General features: G+C 66.2%; 12 protein-coding genes. 2 read left to right on the top strand and 10 right to left on the bottom strand.

From position 1 onward, the window contains the following. Positions 1 to 453 precede the first annotated feature (453 nt). From WME85_RS37730 to WME85_RS37715, 4 genes are read right to left on the bottom strand one after another with little or no spacing between them, the layout of a single operon-like run. Complete coding sequence (locus WME85_RS37730; RefSeq protein ID WP_437827914.1) at positions 454 to 4,620, bottom strand: pYEATS domain-containing protein; 4,167 nt, start codon at positions 4,618 to 4,620, stop codon at positions 454 to 456. A 47-nt stretch (positions 4,621 to 4,667) separates the two neighbouring features. After that, positions 4,668 to 5,681, bottom strand: a complete 1,014-nt coding sequence (locus WME85_RS37725) for a hypothetical protein (protein ID WP_437827913.1) — start codon at positions 5,679 to 5,681, stop codon at positions 4,668 to 4,670. Beyond that, complete coding sequence (locus tag WME85_RS37720; RefSeq protein ID WP_437827912.1) at positions 5,633 to 6,574, bottom strand: AAA family ATPase; 942 nt, start codon at positions 6,572 to 6,574, stop codon at positions 5,633 to 5,635. Before WME85_RS37720 ends, WME85_RS37725 begins: the two co-directional genes overlap by 49 nt. Then, on the bottom strand, positions 6,574 to 7,992 hold the full coding sequence (locus WME85_RS37715; protein ID WP_437827911.1) for a trypsin-like serine peptidase: 1,419 nt from the start codon (positions 7,990 to 7,992) through the stop codon (positions 6,574 to 6,576). The genes WME85_RS37720 and WME85_RS37715 overlap by 1 nt, the downstream gene beginning before the upstream one ends. 99 nt (positions 7,993 to 8,091) lie before the next feature. Between WME85_RS37715 and WME85_RS37710 the strand changes: the two genes are divergently transcribed. Then, complete coding sequence (locus tag WME85_RS37710; protein ID WP_437827910.1) at positions 8,092 to 10,269, top strand: hypothetical protein; 2,178 nt, start codon at positions 8,092 to 8,094, stop codon at positions 10,267 to 10,269. 693 nt (positions 10,270 to 10,962) lie between these two features. Here the strand turns inward: WME85_RS37710 and WME85_RS37705 are convergent. The 6 genes from WME85_RS37705 to WME85_RS37680 all read right to left on the bottom strand — a co-directional run bounded on the left by WME85_RS37705 (position 10,963) and on the right by WME85_RS37680 (position 18,952). Continuing rightward, positions 10,963 to 11,985, bottom strand: a complete 1,023-nt coding sequence (locus WME85_RS37705) for a hypothetical protein (RefSeq protein ID WP_437827909.1) — start codon at positions 11,983 to 11,985, stop codon at positions 10,963 to 10,965. Positions 11,986 to 12,032: 47 nt separating this feature from the next. After that, positions 12,033 to 12,986, bottom strand: a complete 954-nt coding sequence (locus WME85_RS37700; protein WP_437827908.1) for a toll/interleukin-1 receptor domain-containing protein — start codon at positions 12,984 to 12,986, stop codon at positions 12,033 to 12,035. Positions 12,987 to 13,699: 713 nt separating this feature from the next. Next, complete coding sequence (locus WME85_RS37695; RefSeq protein WP_437827907.1) at positions 13,700 to 15,121, bottom strand: putative sensor domain DACNV-containing protein; 1,422 nt, start codon at positions 15,119 to 15,121, stop codon at positions 13,700 to 13,702. A gap of 359 nt (positions 15,122 to 15,480) precedes the next feature. Then, positions 15,481 to 16,854 (bottom strand): protein kinase domain-containing protein, encoded by a 1,374-nt coding sequence (locus tag WME85_RS37690; protein WP_437827906.1) that lies wholly within the window; start codon positions 16,852 to 16,854, stop codon positions 15,481 to 15,483. Between the two features lie 726 nt (positions 16,855 to 17,580). Continuing rightward, the gene (locus tag WME85_RS37685; protein WP_437827905.1) at positions 17,581 to 18,210 is read right to left on the bottom strand and encodes a JAB domain-containing protein; all 630 of its coding nucleotides are present in this window, start codon (positions 18,208 to 18,210) and stop codon (positions 17,581 to 17,583) included. 91 nt (positions 18,211 to 18,301) lie between these two features. Then, positions 18,302 to 18,952, bottom strand: a complete 651-nt coding sequence (locus WME85_RS37680) for an RNA polymerase sigma factor (RefSeq protein WP_437827904.1) — start codon at positions 18,950 to 18,952, stop codon at positions 18,302 to 18,304. A 167-nt stretch (positions 18,953 to 19,119) separates the two neighbouring features. Between WME85_RS37680 and WME85_RS37675 the strand changes: the two genes are divergently transcribed. Further along, complete coding sequence (locus tag WME85_RS37675) at positions 19,120 to 19,410, top strand: helix-turn-helix domain-containing protein (protein ID WP_437827903.1); 291 nt, start codon at positions 19,120 to 19,122, stop codon at positions 19,408 to 19,410. Positions 19,411 to 19,702: the final 292 nt, after the last annotated feature.

The raw sequence follows: 19,702 nt of genomic DNA, 5'->3' as shown, positions 1-19,702 counted from the left end.
GGCCTCCCTCAGGCTGTGATGGGACAGCCGGGATCTGTGACGGGATTTTCGCTCGAACTGCGCCGCGGGCGGGTCATGGCGGCGCGCGTGGACCGCTGGGCGAGTATCCCGGCCCGCACGCGCATTACGCCTCGGAGGCAGCCGAAGCCTGCGTGCCCAAGGTCCGGGTGGCGGCGCAGATCGCGCCGAGGGACGCGAGGGTTGACATGGAACTTCTCCCCGGATAGCCATTGTAGAGTGGAGGATGGAACGCGTAAGCGTAGCCGGTCGCTTCGCGCCCGGCTCCAGGGACCTCGACACGCTTCGCGGTCTCGGGCATTGTCGAGACCGCTCACGTCGTATCCCCTTGGCCCCATGCCCCTGCACCATGCCCCTCCAATGTGGCAGTCATTACCGTGACCGAGGGCGATGATGAGTTCATTTATCAGAGAGACATCTCTTCGTTAACGCCGATCACTTCAACACGTCGTGGTCTTTGGTGGCCACGAGAAAATCAGCGTCCGCGCCGTAGGTCTCAAGGGTTGCGTTCTGACCGAAGCGGCCCAAGCGCTCCTGAGCGTGGTCTAGCAGACTCATAATGCTGACGGTCTCACGCTGCGTGACCGCCTCAATCATGAGCTCCGTCAACGAAGGCGCGGCGTCAGAGGACGCGCCGCCGCCTTCGCGCGCGTCGGATTTCGTGAGGATCGCGAGAATATGGTCGCGCCGCCAGGGTGAGGCCGGCGCATTGTCGGGCGGGGGTGCCTCAGGGGACGACGCGGTGTCGAGAACCAGCAGCAACCGGCCCGCCTTGAGGTTGCGCAGCCCGTTGATAAGCGCGCGGGGGTCCATCAGCTGGGGTCGAGGTGCCGCTATCTCAGAGTCTGCCAACGCCAAATACGACACCCCGGTTTCTCTGCTTAGAACACTGTGACCGATGAAGACGACCACCACGGTTGCGTGCGGACCAGCGCGATCGAGCAGCCGCGCGAAGGCCGTCCGCAGGCCATGCTCGGTGACCGCCTCGTCAAGGAGGAGGTGCACGTTGTCGGTCTGATAGCCGGCCTCCGTGAGCGCGAGGGCGAGGCGCTGCGCCTCCGGCACGGGACGCGCGAGCCGCGGGAAACTAAGGTCGTGGTAGCGCGACACCGCCGCGATCAGAGCGTGCCCGTCGATGAGCGGCTCCGGGCGGAGCGGCTGCCGCAACGGGTCTTGGCCGGGCGCGCGGGCGTAAATGAATTGGTGCGTGGCGCCCGGGATGTTCGAAAGTTCGAGCTCGAGACGCACGCGGCCGCCGTCGGTCTCCACGCCAAGCGTGAAGGCGCCCCAGGCGAACAGGGTCTCCGCGAGCTTGCCGTCCACGACGGGCAACGCTCGGCGCATGTCGCCGAATGTCTCATGGAGGTGAAGCACGACCTCGCCGCGGAGCGGGCGGGATTGGTCGGTGGAGACGACCTCGACGGTGATCTCATAGAGGATGTCGGAGCGGCGCTCGACCCGCGCGACGACACGGCGACCGTCGCGCTCGGGGAGGCCGCCGAACAGGCCCTTTTGGGTGTCGTCGGCGCGGGGCGCGGGCGAGCTCTCTGCGATCCAGAGAACTGCGCGCGACCGCAGCCGGCTGAGCTGCTCTTTACGGAAGGCTTCGAGAATCGCTTCGACGGCCTCGGGGCGCGCACCGAGGACGAGGGTCGCCGGATCGGCCGCGTCGGCGAACACCTCGAGCGCCGGATCGCGCGCGGCCTGGCGCAGGCGCTCGCGGGCGACGATAAGCTGCGTGGCGGGCAGGGGAGCGTCGAGGCGGAGCAACCAGCGCGACGCGGGTTCGGCGCCCGCGGCGGCGTCGGACGGAGATCTTGAGCCAAGGAGAGCGCGCGCGATCGCGGCGTGGACGCGCGCGCGATCGCCTGTCGACGCGATCGCTTGGCGAACGGCCCCGAGGACCTTGGGCGCGACGTCGCCTCTGCGGGAGGCGAGCAGGGCCGCCTCGGCCGCGTATGCAGCGGCGTCCTCCGCGTCGTTGTCGCCATCGTTGATCTTGAGCAAGACGTCGCCGGAGACGTCGCCCGCGCGCTCCGCGTTCGCGGCGAACGGGGCGTGCAGCCAGCGGTGCGTTGCTTCGAGCGCCGGGCTCCCTTCCGGCGTCGCGACCTCCGATGCGGCCGTATAGGCAATCATTACAGGCACATCGATGCCGAAGGCCGCGACGCGCTCGACCATCGCCGCGTCCATCGGTCGCGAGAGATCGAGCGCCGCAGCGAACGCCGGGTCACGCGGCGTTACCGAGAGGATGATTTGGACGGCGTCCGGCAGCCGCTCAGGCATCGCCTGGGCGAGCACAACGCGCCCCGTCGACTCGTCCCTCCGCGCGGACGTGGAGTTCACAGGCCGGCTCGCCAGGGTCAGAGCGCTCTCACGCAACCGCCCATCCACCCTGTCGATTCCCTCAAGAACAACGACCGCGTGGTGCTCCTCGACCATCCGCGCGATCGAAGGAAGCGTCGGCTCACACCTGAAGATCCTCGCGCATGCGGCCGTAAAGGCGTCGAGCGACGTCTCCGATCCCTCGAAGCTCCAGGCCACGAGCGGCTTCGAGCGGTCGGCGCGTGTCGCGAGCCACCGTCGGATCACCGACGCGCGGCCGAACGCCGTGCCTCCCACGAGCATCAACACCGGCGACGACTGGATCTCGCGCGCGACCATCTCGTGCGTCTCCCGCGCGTAAATACCCGGCGTTCCTGGGTCGAGCAGGCGCGACGTGTCCCACTGCGCAGCGCCGTCGGTGGGTTGCGGGCTCATGAAGGCAGCAAGCGACGCCTCGATCCGGCTCGCCGCCTCGTCGAGCCGCGGATCGGATCCATCGATCGTGGCCGTGGGCCCGCGCCGCGCAGCACGGACGGCGGTCGCCAGCTCGCGGCGCTGCTGATCGCCGATGCTCGCGAGGAAGCGCTGCGCCTCCTCCAAGGCCACGAGCTGCTCGAACGCGCTGCGCCGCCGCTCAATGGCCTCACACCACACCGTTGTAATCAGCTCCGGCGTCGGTAGGACGTGCGGGAACGACAGCGCGACGAGCCGAGCGCCCGGGCGCCCCGTCTCGAAGAGCGCCATGACCTCTCCGACAGCAGGCCAGTCGTCATCGGTGAACGCGCGCGCGCGCGCGCGCCAGGCATCGAGCTCAGGGCGCGAGCTGACCGTCGACGGGACACGGGCCAAAAGGCCATCGATATCCCTCTCGAGCTCCTCCAGGCGAGCGCGCGCCTGCGAAAGCTCGTTGACGACCGCGAGCACGCGGTCGCCCCGCGCGCCCAGGTGCTCCCTTGGGTGCCGCGCGCTCACGTAGTGCCCGACCGCCGCGCCGTTAGCGATCAGCGGGGCGCCCGCGAGACCCGGCGCGTCGGTCATCTGGAGGTAGAAATCAAGGAGGAGATCGTCGGCCTCGCCCCTCCGTAGGCGGCCCGCTATCTCAGCCACGTTCCCCGTCGGGTACCCATACATCCGAACGTCCTGCGGTGACGCAGGGGGCGCCGCGATCCGTAAGGGTGTCACACTCAGCACCGGCTCATCGAGCCGATACACAGTCGTTCGACGACTGGGATCCTCACGCGCGATGAGCCCGCGTCGGCGAGCCCCTCCGACGTCCACCGTAACCTCCGCCCCGCCCTGCCGAGGGACTGTGACCACGAGCGTCGGTTCAACGAGGTACCCACTCGTGGTTACACCCGACGCGTGGGTGATCTTCGCGCACGCCGCCCAAGGGACCTCCTTCGCCTCGAGCACTGCCGTAGCCACCGCGGCCCGCGGTCGCACCCGCACCTCATACTCCCGCCCGTCGAGCGCCCGCACGCGCGCCGTCGCGCCGCTCGCGGGTGTGTCGGCCCAATCCTTCCCCACGGCCAGCGTCGTCGCGCCGTCCTGCGCGATCACCTCGACCACGATCGGCTGAATCGCGGGGCAGGCCAGCGTGCCCGGCCCCGGCGAGGAGACGCGCCGAAACGCGAGCCGATCGCCGCGCCGTTCCACCTCCAAGTGGGCGTCCGGCACGCCAGCGAACACCTCCGCAGGAACGTCGCCGAACGCGATCCCCGCCGGGCCGTCGACCCGCACCGGCTCGCCGCGAGGCTGCGCGTTGACGCCGAAGAGCAGCAGCCAAAACGATCGCGCCCGGCGCGCGGCCTCCGGCAGCCGCGGGAGCATCCGCGCTGCCCAGACCGCCAGCGCCGCGCGGCGCGAAGCGTCCGTGAGCATCGTCACCGCCGCCGGCCGCAGTAGCCGCTCGATCGCGGTGACCACGCCAGGCCGACGCAGCGCCTGCCAGGTGACGAGCTCCTCCAGCCGCAGGAGCGGCGACGTCCCCCGGTGGACGCGCCGGATCACGCGGTACGCCGCGGCGGCTCGCGCCGGATCCTCGAGCAGACGCGCCCGCAGCAGCGACGCCGCTTCGATCCCTAGGCGCACTGCGGTCGCGCCGCGGATCTCCACCGCGGCGTTCCACCAAAAATCGGCCTCGGCCGATGGATCCGCGTCGGGCACGAGCTCAAGCCGCAGAGCGCGCAGGAGCTCCGGCTCGATACGGACCGCGAGCGACGCCAGCGTGGCGAGATCCAGGGCCTTCGGGTTCCGGGCGGCGAGGCGCTCGATCACGCCTCGCCGCTGCGGGTGCGGCGCCTTCGCCGGCCTCCCGGGCGTCGTCACGAGGACCCCGCGGCGATCGCGCGCCGGACCCTCGCCACGCCCGTCGGCCGATCCCACGGCAGGAGCGTCAGCCTCTTGGCGAGAGCGGCCGGCCATCGCTGCTCCGGGTACGGCACGAGCACGACCAGCGCCGAGCGGTTCCTCAGGAGCACATCGGCAAGCTCGAGCCACGCGCCGGTGACGTCGGTGTCCGTCGACAGTGCCGGCGCGATCCCGAGATCGCTCATCGCGAGCACCGTGGCCCCCTCGCGCGGCGGCCGGTAGTCGCGGAGCTCGGTGGGCGCCGACTCGTCAGCCACGAGGAGCGGCGATCCCTCGAAATAGCAGACGTCGGTCCCGTCGAGGCCCACGACGAGCCGCACGGCCTCGGTCATTTCGCGGGCGTCGCGCCCAAACGGCGCCATTCCATCGCTCACGTCGACGAGCACCTGCACGCCGCGCGCGACGGTCGGCGTCCGGCGGCGGAAGAGCGCCGTCATCGGCCGCAGCCGAGCGACATGATCGACCACGCGCTCGATGTCGATCGGCCCCTGGGCCTCCGGGCGCGCGACCGCCGTCGCGATGAGCGCGCGGATCCACTCGGGCCGAAAGAGCGGCGGCAGGTAGAGAGCCGCAGCCCGCCCCGGCTCGAGCGGCGACGCGATCGGCCTCCCGACGAGCGTGCCCGACGGCGGACGCGGTGGCGCCACGGCGATGATCTCCACGTCGAGGCGATCCCGGCTCGGCTCCGGCCGGGTCTCGACCGAGCGCTTCGCGTCCGAGCGAACGACGGGGCGCACCCCCGGCGGCTTCGCGGCGCCCTCGTCCGCCGACGGCGCCTCCGGAGCGGCGAGCGCCGGCGCGGCGAGCGCCGGCGCGGCAGGCGCCGCGGGGATGCCCAGGAGCTCGGCGATGCGCGCCCGCGTCTCGCCGTCTTGCGGCTCGAGGGCCGCGATCGCTCGGAGGAGATCGCCGAGCGGCATCAGCCTGACGAGCTCCCCGGCGTCTCCTCGGGCGCCTTGTGCTTCCACATCGCCGTCTCGGCCACCGCCTTCCACGCGCCCGACGCCGTGCCCTCGATCTTCAGCGATTTGCAAGCCTGCAGCGCGTCGACCAGCTCGGCCGCACTCGGCTTGCGTAGCCTCCGCAAGCACGCGCGCGCCACGAGCTCGCCGAGGAGCTTCACCACCTCGCGAAGAAGATCCTGGTCCACGTTGGGGAAGTGCGCCATCGCGATCGCCTTCAGTCGATCGTCGGTCATCTCGGGGATGTCGTAGGCGACGCAGCGACGCAGGAAGGCCGGCGTCAGCTCGCGCTCGCCGTTCGTCGTGATGATCATCAGGATCTGGACGCCCTCCTGCTGTTTCACGACCCGATCAGGCAGGTCGGACACGCGGAACCACCGCTGGTCGAGGACCATCAAGAGATCGTTCGGCACGTCGGGGTCCGCCTTGTCGATCTCGTCGAGCAGCACGACGACGCTCCGGGGATCGTCGGGGGCGATCGCCGCGCCGTACGTCCGCGCCAGATCCGGGTCGAACGCGCGCCAGAGGACGCCCGGCTCGACGTACTTCGCCGCGTCTTGCGCCTGCGACCGCAGCGCGTCGTTGTAAGCGTCGGCGAGGCGGCGGACGGCGTCGAAGCGCCACCCCAGCGTCTGCGCCTGCGTCTTCGACGTCACCGCGACCGGATCGAAGCGCCACCCGAGCCGCCAGGCCACGTCCGCGGCCAGCGTCGACTTGCCGGACCCGGGCGCTCCACGCAGGAGGAGCGGCCGGTTCGCGGCCATCGCGACGTTCACTGCAAGCGTGAGGCCCGGCTCATACACGTACGGCACGTGGCGCTCGGGGCGGACCTTCCCCTGGGCGAGCGCTGTTGGATCGAAGAGCGGTCGGTACTGCGTACCTGCGTCGGCTGTCGTCATTAGGTGACCTCGCTGTAGGCCCATTCGAGCTCGTCGAGCCCGCTCTGATACTCCGTCATGATGGTGATCTCGGCGTCTTCAGGGATTTTCGGCTCCACGATCGGGACGCCTGGATAATCGAGCTTCACGCTCTCGGTAAGCGTCGACCCCACGAGGAGGAGGAAGCGCACCTTGGGATAGTGCTTGTGCAGCGCGGCGATCTCCTCTGGATCGGGTGGCGGGTGAGGCACGATCAATACGATCGGATGCTTCGCGTAGTTGTGTGAGGTGCTCCGCTCGCGGACCTGCGACAGCGCGCAGTTCCAGACCTTGTTGGAGCCGAGGGTGGCCTCGACCTGCGCGTGCAGCCCCGTGCCGTCCGTGAGGACGACGAAGGATGACCGCGCGCCGGGGAAGAGCCGCTCGAGGCACTTAGCCCGCAGCCCGTACCAGTCCCCGATCTGGTGGCTCGTGGCGTTCAGGAGGATCACGAGCTTCTCGCGCGTACCATCGGAGATGAGCTGCCAGAGCACCTTGAGCGCCTGGACATCGAGCCACATGCTCGCGGACATCTGAAGGATGTTCTTCGCGTACCTCTCCTCCACGGAGACCGCGAGCGGCTTGAGCGCCTCAGTCGTCGGCGTGATGCCCTGCCGCATCATCTCCTTCGCGACCTGCTTCGCCAGCTCGACGGGAAGCGTTCCGTGCGGCGACGGGATGCCCAGCGTGGAGGCGACGCTGGGCAGGGTCGCCTCGGCCGCCTTGATCCAGTCGGCGACGGCCGTGAAGAATGGCGGATCCTCGGTCGGAAAGGTGAACACCTGCCCGCGCTCCTCGAAGAGCTTTTTCGCCACGAGCGTCATGGGGACCGCGCGGAGCGTCGCTCCGCGTGGGATGCCCTGGTTGTCGCTTTCCGGCATCGAGGCTACGAGGCCCACGACGTACCCGTCCACGAGGACCGGGCTGCCCGAGAGCCCCGCCGCGTGGATCCCCCCTTCTGCGGTCGCTTCGTCGACTAAGAGCTGGATCCGGTCGCCGTAGAACGTCCGCACGGCGCCGCCGTACGACTGCCCTGCGTCTTCGGCGTCCTTCGAGAAGCCGAACGTGGTCCACCTCGGGTGGTAGGCGGGTACGAGCGGGCGGGCCTGGAAGGGCGTGAGGGGCGGCGGATCGTCGAGCCGGACGAGCGCCCAGTCATCCTTTGGGTTGAAGCAGAGGACCTCGCCCTTCGTCGGGAACGCGCTGTCGGCCACGGCGAGCCGCGCGAAGCGGACGCTGACCTTGCCGCTGACCTTTCTGACCGCGTCGTTCGGATCGTGGACGACGTGGGCCGCCGTGAGCACGTCGGTCGCCGAGATGAGGAACCCGGTGCCGCGCCGCGGCTCGCGCCCTGCGCCGAGGTCCACCACGATGCGACAGACTGCACGGAGCTCCAACAACACCGTTTCCTTTCAGGGCGTGCTGCCGAGGACTATACTCGACCGAGCTGTCGGAGCGAAGCCGCGGCACGAAGCGCGGGCGGCTCGGTGGAGGGTAATTTGCGAAGGGTGTTCGTTGCGGGCGCGGCGGCGGCGGCGCTCGCGGTGTGGGCAGGTTCACTTTTCGGTCAGGCCGGCGAGCCGTCGGGCGCGCCGAAGAGCGAAGGCGCTTCCCCCGTGGCGCCGCAGCGAGCCGAGGGGCCGCTAATCGAATCCGCCCGTGGCACGACGCAGGTGCTGCGGAGCGACGCCAAGCTGCGGATCCCTTTGGTGCTCCAGAGCGGCGTCGCGCCGGACGCGATCTGGCCGCAGGTCGCCTCGGTCACGACCTTCGGCGCCGACGATCCAGGGCTCCTGTCGGCATTCGTCCCGAAGATCGCCGTGGAGCAGGGCGCGGGGCCCGTTCTCACACTCGAGGTGGTGCGCGCGCTCCGCCCTGCGACCTACGACGTCGCGGTGGAGCTGCTCGTCCGCCAGGCACAGGCCGCCCCCGCGCGCGAGATCCTGGTCGTCCGCGTCCTTGCCGACGTAGGGGCGCTGCGACCGATCGGCCCGCTGGTCTTTGAGCAGGACCTCTCCGTCTTTCGCTCGGACGAGCCTCTCCGCCCCAGCAGCGTCTCGCTCCGCGAGACGACGGGAAAGACGGCGCTCGGGCCGATCGAGGCCGAGCAAGTCGGCGCCGCGACGTCCGGCGATCAGCCGATCGTGGCCCGGTTGGTCGTGACGCCGCCGGCGAACATCGACCCCGACGCGTCGCAGCAGGCGACCTTTACGTCGGAGGGATCGTTCCCGGCAGGCACGTCGCGCGGGAAAATAGAGATCCGATCGCCCCAACTCCGCGAGGCGATGGTCGTCGATTACGAGCTCCGCGCGCGCTATCACCACGTCTGGATCCTCCCTGTCTTCTGGGGGGCGGGGCTCCTCGGGTGGCTCTACCGCGTCGTCCTCCGCCAGCGCGAGGAGCGCCACCGGCTCGAGGTCCAAGCCGGAGGCGTCGTGGGGCGGCTTCGCGCTGAGCTCAAGCGGAACACGAGTGACGACCAGGTGACCCTTCGCGAGGGCCTCGATGCGCTGGAGCACGCCCTTCGTGACGGCGACGTCGCGGCCGTCCGTGCGGCGATCGAGAGCGCCGACGCGCGTTTAGCGAAGGCCGCGGCCGCCCGCGTGCAACGCCGGACCGAGCACCTCACCGCGATCGCGGCCCGGCAGGCCGACGTGGACGTCGCGTGGAGCCTGCCGTCAGGCGTTGATCTCTCAGCGGCCAAGCTCGCGCTCTCGACGGCGCGGAGCGCGTTCCTCGCGGACGACATGGCCGGCGGCGAGGCCGGTCTGGGAGAGGTCCAGGGCGCGCTCGCCGCCTTGCCCAAGAAGGCGATGGCCTGGATCGAGCGCATCCGGGTCGCCGTCACGCGCTTCGACCCCGGCCAGGGGCCCGTCCCCCACACAATCCGCCTGGAGAGGAAGGAGGACATCGCCAGGCTTCGAGCCGCGCTCGATGCTGCCGCCGTGTGCTGCGCGGACCCACGCGCTGCGACGAAGGATCTCCTAGCCGCCGTCCACGCCGCGCACACGATCGCCGAGGAGGTCGTCGGCCGGGCGCGGGCGAGGGTCGCGGAGGTCGCCGGCGCCTTGGCGAAGGCGATCGACGACGACGACGCGAGGAAGCAGGTGCAGGAGGCCGCGGCTCGCCTGCCGGGGGATCGCAGCGACACGGCCGGCGCGCTGGAGGTGCTCACGGGCGTGTTCGATGACATCCACGAGGCCGTGGGGACGGTGATCAAACAACAGGGTGGCGGGGCGACCTCCGATGACGCGGAGACGGCTTGGAAGGAGGGTCGCTACCTGGATGCGGTCACCGCCCCCGACTCGAGCAAGGGGGTTGCTGGGATGGGTGGAACGAATGTCTCCGACGACGGAGGCGGCGCCGCGCTCGAGCCCATGACCGTGGCCGTGGCGGCGCCGGTGGTCGTCGCGGGCGCGCAGACCTTCGCGCTCACACCGCCGGTGTCGGTCCCGCTCGACGTCTTGTTCGTGAAATCGGCCCGCCAGCTCGTGCGGGATCGCCTTTGGATCGGCCTCATCACGGCCGGTTTATCCGGCGTATTCGCGTGGCTCCTCTACAAGGATTCGTGGTTCGGCTCCCCAAAGGATTGGATCGGTGTCGCCGTGGTGGCGTTTACGTCCGACTTCACGATCGAGGCGCTGCTCGAGTCGAGCACGAGGGTAAAAAAGCCGTAGCCCGAGTTTGCCGCGGCGAAGCTTCAAAAATCCACGCAATCCCGTATTCGCCGCACAACAGCGGTACGTCGGCGTATGACCTACGCGTGCCCTACGCGGCGCGGAAGCGCGCGAGGTCGAGGTGCTGGAAGGGCGCGAGCTACTCGGCATTGAGATCGGAACGCACCGTGCGGGCGCGAGCGATTCCTCCCGTTACGTCGCGAGCCGTCGGACCCTTCGGGATCTGGGAGGCGCATGATGACGGATCGCACCCGCTCGGAAGGCGTGGACCCAACGCGGGCCCAACCAGCGAGCCCGGGGCCCGAGGAACTCGCGGCGGCCGACCCATCGCCTCCACCGCCCCGCGCGGTCGTGTTCGCAGCGCTCGCCAATGCCCTCAGCTGCGCCGTCGCCCTCGGGGACCACCTTGCGTCTCGGGTCGTTCACGAGGCAATTGGTCGGCTGCTCGGTCTAGCGCCAGCACCGGCGGGGAGGGCAAGGCCGCGCCGACGGTAGCAGGCCGCATTGACGAGGCGCCCAGATAGGACAGATGCGAAGCTCCTAAGAGGACGAGCCGCGTCGGCGTGGTACGCTAACAGCAGCTCACCTGCGGGGCGCCGTGGCGAGCGGAGCGAGCCGCTGCACCCAGCCGGGTGCAGCGGCTTCTTCGGTGACACCGCCGCGGTAACGCAACGCGGTGGCCGCTACTGCACACTAGCAGTCGTGCAGGTCACGGATGAGTTGCGGTTCGGCAAGAGACTGACGGATCAGTGTCTTGACCACCTCTCTCAGGAACTTAAGTGCCGTCTGATAGTCCGGGATCTCGCCCATTTTGTACTCGGGCTTGTCCCCGTGAGCGATGGCACTCCGGATGCCGTAGAGCTTCCTCCAGATCTGATTCCCACCGAGTTTTCCAGGAAACCACTTCTGATAGCCGAAACCTCCCGAAATCCGGTGCTCAAGGAGGCCCATCTTGCTCACGACCTGCTTCGTTAGGGACTCGTGGATGTCCTTGGGGTCGGGCTTATGCGTGAGCAAAGACTCGATGATAGTCATGTACCCCACCAAGCCAAGGCGAGAGCGCGGATCAATCGAGCGCAAGACATGAAGCTCATACAGCTTCGGCTTCAGCGCGATCACACTCTCATCGTGCGTCTGAATCTGCTTGTACAGGCGCGAAAACTGCGCAAGGTCATCCGCCGAGAGCCGACTAAGTCCCTGAGATGGTGCCCCTCCCGTGTTCGAAAGGGTCAAGAAAAATCGATGAAGATCCAGAGGACTCGTAACCGGGCTTCGTACGCGCGCATTGGGAAGTAGCATGTCTTTCGTGAATCCGATGGCCGCATACGCAACATAGTTGAGCGCGAATTCGACCTCAGCCTCTCCCGGGAGAAGCGATCCTGCCAAGCCGATTTCGTGAATTTCGTTGCCCATCCCGGTGAAGTTGACTACAAAATACCGGAAATCCTCCAGCTCTCGCGCCACGAAGCTCCATCCGCCGTCCTCCCGCGGCACCCGTTTAAATTCGTACGGAGTTGGATACGGGGTTACGCCCCAGTGTGGGACGAATGGCTCAAGGTCGCGTCGAAGTTCTTGGATCTGCATGTTGTCCGCTCGGACAAGTGTGAACCCCTCAGCGATGTCGTACGGGAGCGGGGCAGTGATCTCCTCGACATTAACGAGCAGGGCGAAGCCCGCATGGGGCGCTGGAACGGAAGGGTCGGCCGATTCGGACATGATGCACCCAAGGATGCGCGGGTTCGCGTTCTATATCAACTGCTCGGTTAGGAACTCTTCTTGTCGGCAACTACGCGCTCCTTCCATCGCGCAGGGCCCAACTCGATCGGCAGCGCCCGAATGATGGCACGCAGGCCATCCAGGTCATTTTCTACCGATATGAATACAGACCTCCTTAAGGTCTTAGGAACCTCAGCGCCATCAAAGACTAGAGTAATGATCTGAAACTTCTCGGCGCGCTCGACCTTGCGGTTCATCGCCAAATCGACCTCTTGGCCAATCCAACGATCGTCGCGAAAATCGGGCGTCACAAAGAACACCGCGGCGCAGGACTTCTCCATACCAGTTTCAAGGGCCCTGTGGAGCACGTCACCGGCTACAACCTCTTCCTCGTCCAGCCACGGTCTATAGCCGAGATCTTCCAGGACTCGGTGATATCGACGAATACGTTCTTTGTTGACCCATTTGTGGCTCAGAAATACTCCAAGCTCGCTCTCGGAAGGTATCCGGGGCAGCGGCACACCAGCCAAGTCCCTCATATCTGGATTCGTCATTGCGGCGGCCTCACGGATTCGGCGGGAAAGTTCTTCAGCGAGAGGGCGAATTACTAACGACTGGACCACACCTAGCGCGTCGGAACGCTTGTGCTTCCCAAACAGCGCACCAAAGTTTTCCGCGCGCATTTGGTTTCGTTCGTCGGAGGCGAAAGAGCGCACGAAGTCCAGGTAAATAGTCAGCTGTTCATCCTTGTTGTCCGGCAGATTGAGCGCGTCGAGAACGACACGTCGGTGCTCGCGACCGCGGGTTTGCGCGTCTAACCACGCGTTTACATCAAAGGAAGGGAGGTTGGCGAGGGCTTCCTGACAAAGTGGATTGCGGTCGAGTTGCTTGACGAACAGCCGGAGGTGGTGAAGAAAGTCGTCATCATCAGCATGGATGAGAGCGTCCCGTGCCCCTTTGAAGTCGGAAAGGGCATCGACCAAGTCTTTTCTGGTAGGCATGAAACTCCTCACTCAGTTCACTGGGGCAGAAGTTCTGTGTGGCAGTTCGGACAATGCACAGTACCACGCCACCCATCGTCTACTTTGAATGTGCCTCTACATTGCAAGCACAATATGGGAACCAAATCATCAGGTTCCGGCCCGGAAATCGGTCGAGGGCTGCGGACGGATGGGCCTGAGACCGTGATCTTGAGGAAGCTGTTCGAACGGAGGCCGGAACCAAAATTGCGAAACATTCGGAAGAGCGCTGGCTCTATGATTTCACGCCTCGCAATACGGCGGATGTAGGAGACGGTTTCAGGATGGACGAAATCCTGTCGTGGTCCGAGCTTGGCGCAGTAGGGGCAACAGGTGCTTTTGCTGTCCGTTGAGGGAGGATCCTGGCCTGCCGAGGCAATCTCGGCATCGCGGAGAGACTGCTGGAGCCACCAAGCGAGCGCGTCTTGCTGCTCGCTCACCTCGCCCTTGAGCTTGAAATCCTGGCCACAACCTGGGCACTGCCATCTAAGAAACCCGCCCGAGTCCGCCGCCACAGTGATCAAGAAGTGCTTGTTGGAGTCCTCCGTCATGGGTTCCTTCTTGTCGTGTGTCTAGCGCCGCCATGTGCTGCGGGCGAGCGCCGCGGGCGCAAAGCGCATGCAAGCTCGGCCGTCAGCACCATGCAGGGTTGGGTCGCCCTTACGATGGGGCGATCTGGTTCGACTCTGGCAAAGTCAAGCGCCGTCATCGTCATCACCAATAGGACGAATAGGAAATAGGTCACCGACGCTTGAGCAATGAGGACACGGAACCTCAAGTGGCTGCATTGCGCTGCGTTCAAGTGCAACATTGGGCCAGACGAGAAGGCGGTCTGCGACCCGCATCATGGCTCTAACATCTCCATCCTGAGAAACCACAAATCCGACACTCCCCTTATGACGGGCGCAGTAGCGCATCATCGATCGATGTCTCGTTCCCCATCGGGTCGGGTCGATTCGCTCGCCAGCTGTGCCGCATGGATTTAGAGCCAGGAACGCAAAGTCCGGATCTCGTTTCGTCACAATCTCCACACCAAAGCCGCGAATGCTCAGTCCACGCACAGCGACCACAAGGCCATCGACACCCGTGAGTGAGGCGATGAACTGCATAGTGCCTGCCTGCGCTCTGACAGCGTCTGCATTGCGACGCTCTGCTTGCTGAAGATCGAGGAGCATCACATGCAACCGTTCTTCATCGTTGGTGTCCAGTCCAAAGTGCCGGAACGCCCACGCCATTACGTCGCTGGCGCACCGCTCAACCAGCGCCTGGTCCATGCGGCAATAGTCGATTGCATGCTTGAACTTCAAGTCCGAGAGGGTGGATTTGGGCAGAAGCAGGAGAGCGCCTCCGTGCCGGAGTTGTCTAATCTGAAGCAAGACTCCGGACAGCGCTTCGAGCCATCTCTCTCTAGCGCGATCAAGCCATAGCTTAAACGGTAATTCTGGGATCTCTATGGGTCCGTAAACGCCATTGCCGTCTAGTCGGTCACTTGGGCTTTGCCATCGGCGAATAGCTTGTACCACCCTGGAAAGATGCGCGTCGGCGAGCTTGCCGAGGGCCTCGGCGATCGGACCGTCGTGGAATACATCTTGAAAATCGGTCGCAAGCGAGTCCCGCTGAAGCCTTGCGAGCAAGGCAGTATCGTGATAAACGGAGATACATCCAGGTCCGACGACTTCAATCTGAAATCTGCCGGCACGCGGATAGAACTTGTCCTCCTTGTGATGCCGAAATCCATGAACAAGGTGCTCTTGATCGATGACGGCCCAGATGATCCAACCTTCATTCGTGGTGGGACGTACGGCGATCGCACCGGCATCGGGAGGAATTGCCTGTGAGAAGCGGGCGAGGTGCTCAGGTGTGAGTGGGACGGGGTTCGCCAGCGGTACAACAGACCACCGATCCGTGCGAACTACTTGTGGCACGTCATTGGTCGTTTGCTCGGCGTCGAATACGGATACACTACAAGTGACTTTCCGCCCTTCATCTGTGATCATGCTTGCCAGGAAAGCAGTCTCGAAGAGCGATGCCAGGCGCGTTCGATCAGGGACGGCGGGCTGCTTCCGGAAATGCCGAGTGACGGCGGTGACTAGATTGCGGAGGTTGCCGGCTATCATTCTCAGTTATACGGACTATGGGACGAGTACTTACGGTTCGGCGGGTGGTGGCTTGTCAACATGTGACAGCGGAGATGTGTGCCTAGCTGCGACAACTGGTTGCCATCCGTGTTCGCTTCATGAGTACCATCTCGCAACACCTCAGGGATGTCGAACCTGCTCGATTGCGCAATCCGCCGGCCCAACGCTGGATTTTGCCGTACGCCCATGCGCTGCGCAGGGGCTTGTTAACGATAATTCAAAGTTCATTATCCATCGCAATCGTAGCGCGCGATTTGGTCTTACAGTGCGCATTGTACCGAGGTGTGGCCCGTAGCCGCTCGGCTGATAAATACTGGGCATGGTGCTCATGACTCGTCCTACAACTTCGAGGCAAGGACCGACAAAAAGCCTTCCACTGCCTCGCAACAGTGTTCGGCGAGATCGTTCACCAGGTGACCAATGGCTTGCTCTTGTTCGGCTGAGCCAACCTTTGCAGTGCGTAAGTCCATCCATGTTATCGTGATTGGTCCGCGCGCTGGATGTGCCGACACCGCATGACCGGCGGCGATGCACAGGTTGCCATCAGCCATGAGAAAGAGAGCTGCTCCGGACCAAAGCGTCACCGGTACGTCGCCAGGGCTCCTAACGACGGCTTCAATGCCGGTGTTCCACTCGTCTTCTTTGCCTGCCAAACTCTGACGAGCCATGTTGCGTATGAGCCCACCGGCGCCGAACTCGACGGGAAATGGAACCACTTCCGAGAGTTGCTTAACGAGCGGGCGAAGCCGCCATTCCAAAGTCTGGTATGCCTCCTTGGCGCGTTCCAACCGAGCCTTCTGAAGTTCGTCTGCTCTTCTGGCCGGCTCGTGCAAGGCGGCGAGTCGTGATGCAAGACTTGAGAGATCCGATGGGAGTCTGACAGACACAGGGGCGGCCAGCCAGGCGCGAAGCTCGGCGCCCATCTGGGCCATGCTCGGTCGGTCAGAAGCGTTCGGGCTCGTTGCGTGCTCAATAAGCCGATCAAGAAGGTACGCACGTGGGTGTGATATGTACGCGTCTAATACTAGGCCGCGATCTTCGACACGCTGAAGGCCGGGCGGTGGGTAAGTTTGCCCTGCAGCGAGTACCCAAAGGGTTTTGGCTAGAGCGTATACGTCCACGCTCGCGCCACTGACGCCGGGTTTGCCCAGTAGCATCTCGGGTGCGATGTAGTTCTCCGCACCCAGTTTCTCGCCGTGGACTGTCTCGGCCGTCTTTTCCGGGAAGTCAACGAGACCGAAGTCGCCGATGACCCACGCGCCGGCATGGTTGTAGAGGTTGGCTGGCTTTATGTCGCGGTGAAAGTACGAGTCTGCATGCAACGATGCTAGTGTTTCGGCAAACGTCGCGATGGCATCCACAACGTCGGCGAGAGAAGCGTCGTTTTTTCTGATGTACTTTGTAACCTCGATCGCCAGCACTGTTGCGAGCCACGGTGGTGAGTCGTGCGAAGGATGCTCCGGCGCACAGGCATCTATGAGCGCCAAGACCCCCGGTCGGGAACGCAGTTGTTGAAGGGCTGTGATCTCGTCACAGAATCGCTTGTATCGCTGGCTTCCTGGTTTCCAAAACTGTTGGCTGAGCATCTTGAGCGCTGCTCGCGAACCGTGGTCGTGTATGGCTTCCCAGACCTCAGCGTTTCCGCCCCTGCCGAGGTAACGCTCGAGTCTCCAGGGACCAACACGGTCACCCTTGCGTCGTTCTTCAGCCATGAGACTGGTCTTTCATGGTGCCGCCTTGCAGGTCGTCGCCTTCGTCCCCTGGTCCACAGAACTATCAGTCCATTGGTCCACCGAAGCCGCCGGACCAGGTCTGTCTAGATCGTCGCCTTCTGTAACCTCCCCCCACGGAAAGTCTCACGGACCGGCTCTGTGCCGCAAGGCCCGAACGCCGTCCAGCGCCATAGGGTAGATGCGTCTAACGCCGGCGGCAGTCGCTGTTTTTCCGGGGGGCCGGGGGCGCGGCCGACGCGCCGCCGGAGGCGCCGCGCATAGTTGACATGGCGCGGGCCGCCTCATCGGGAGGTTGCCGGACACATCGGCTATGACGCTGACGCGCTGCAAAACGGAGAGGTGCTTGAGTAACTCATCTTTCAGCTCCTGGTCCTCGGGTGCGTAACTGACGAAGAGCTGGAGCGCACGAAGCTCGGCCTCGGACACGGTCTCGAAGTGTTGCTGCTGGCTCGCCGAGATGCAAGACTTGGCCGGCAGAGATCGGGCGCCCGCGTTGAGCCGGAGCTTCTCCAGCTCGTGCTTGCTCAGGTCTCTCCACCAGCCAGGGGCACGGGCGATCCGGTCCGCCATCCGCCGGCCTCGCAGCAGGGCGGCGCCGTCGCCCCCGGCGACGCTCGCCCCCATGGACGAGGATTTGTCCTCGATGGCAGCGATCGCCGAGGTGGGCTGGTGTCGCGCAGCTTCGGGGGCAGGACCGGACCGGTCTCAGCGGCGGAACAGCGAGGAGAATCGCCCGGCGGGTGTGACGATGACGTGATCGGCGAGAGGTACGCCGAGCAGGTGCGCGGCGTGCTCCACGGCGTTGGTCAGGAACACGTCCTCGTCGGTGGGCTTGGGATCGCCGCTCGGATGATTGTGGCAGAGCACGAACGAGGTGGCGGCCATCTCGAGCGCGGCGCGCAGCACATCGGTCTGCTGGACCACGGTGCCGATGAGTCCGCCACGCGAGAGCATGCGGACGCCGCGCACGCCGTGGTGGACGTCAAGCGCAGCCATCCAGAGCTCCTCGTGCACGAGGTGGGCGAGCATGGGTTCGAAGAAGCGGGCGATCTCGCGCGGCGTGCGCAGGCGCCTCGGGCGGCGCGTGCGCGCGGCGTGCACGCGCCGCCCGAGTTCGAGGGCGGCGAGCAGCCGCAGCGCGTGTTCGGGTGCGAGTTCGGTCCGCTGCGCGACCGCGTAGGGCGTCAGGCGCCCGAGCTCCAGCAGGCCGTGCATGCCGAGCACGCGCGACGCCGCACCGGGCACGCCGAGCACCAGGTCGACGAGCGTGGCCTCCGGGGCGGTGGGCACGTCGACGAGCGGGGCGGCAGGGGGGCTCTCGGCCGCGTCGCTCATGACGCCCCCTTGGCGGAGGCGAGCCGCGGCGGGTCGAGGGCTGGGAGGAGATCCGCGAGCGCCTTCACGCAGGCGCTCTGCACGGCGCGGCTCATCGCGACCACCTCCGGTAGCGAGCGAGGGAGCGGGCGAACAGGCGCCGCGCCAGACGGAGCCGCGTGGCCACTGTCGGCCTTGGGATTGCGAGGGATTCGGCGACCTCGTGCATCGTCAGGCCGGTGGCGGTGAGCGCCAGGACCTCGCGAAGCTCAGGGCGGAGGCGGTTGAAGGCACGAAGCAAACCGCGCGCGACGAGGCGATCCTCCGGAGAGGAGGCAGCGAACGTGGAGAGACGCTGAAGATCGAGCGGGGCCGTTTCGTGTCGGCGGTAGGCCTTGTCACGGTAGTGCGAAGCCTGTCGCGAGGCGACTCCGGCGAGCCAGGTGCGGAGGGCGTCGGCGGGAGCAAGAGCCGGGGGCGGGCGGAAGCGGCCGGCGCGCATGCTGCGCCAAGCGCCGAGGACGGTGTCCTGCGTGGCATCGTCGAGATCGGCGGGGAGAACGCCGCGGGCGCGGAGGGTGCTGCGGATGAGCGGACGCTGTTCGAGGAGCGCGGTGGCTTCGAGGTAGACGGCGGGGTGAGATGGCTGGTGCCGGCCTCTGGGCGGACCGGCGAGCCGGCTGGAAGCAGCGGGACGGGGGCGGCGGCGGGAGGACGGATCGATCTCTTGGCCCGGTTCAGGGCGTGGACGTACTGTTTCCATGTCGGACCTCGTGCAAGCGGGGTTCGGCCACGCAGCCCGGGGCGTTGGCGCGCCCGCGGGCTGCACTTGTTGCGCTGCCCGCAGCTTATGCGCCGCGAACCAAGGCAGTCAAGGGAACATAACCTAAAGGTTGCGTTTTCGCAGGACGCGGAGGGGACGCCGCAGGTATGGAGGGCGATCATGCGGATGCGGTGCTCGAGTACATCGGGGCGAACGTGCATCGGCTTCGTGTACGGTCCGGTCTGAGCCAGGAGGCACTCGCCAAAGCGACGGGTATCAGCACCGGCTTCCTGCAGCGTGTCGAGAGGGGAAAGACGAACCTTGGGGTCGTCATTCTCGTCCGCCTAGCTGACGCGCTCGGTGTCGCGCCCGGTGCTCTGATGCGTCGCGCCACTCTGCCGGAGGCGACGGTCGGGAGGCCGCGCAGGGCACACGCGAAGCAGGGATCTTCTGGTTAGCCGAGCCCGGCTTGTCGTGCGAGGCGAAGGCCTCCGCTAGCCGGCAGTGCCGCGCTGCCGAGGAGTTTGCTCTATTGAGAGCGGAACCGGCGATGGAGGGAGCGCGACCAGTGCCGCGCCACCGGCCTGCGCAGGTCGCGCTACGCAGCGCGAACGTACGCGAGCGGGAAGGAGTCTTCCTGCGTTCACGGCACCTTGCGCCGGCGCGCTTCGCATGCAGCCCGGTAGCGGCGCTCGCGCTCCACGAGGTCCCTCAGCCCGGCGTTGGCGATCCATTGGGTCAGGTAGCTTC

This window comes from Sorangium sp. So ce1153, from assembly GCF_051521595.1.
Taxonomy (GTDB): Bacteria; Myxococcota_A; Polyangia; order Polyangiales; family Polyangiaceae; genus Sorangium.
The sequence above is the reverse complement of the archived record's forward strand: the minus strand, read 5'-3'. Positions and strand labels throughout refer to the sequence as shown.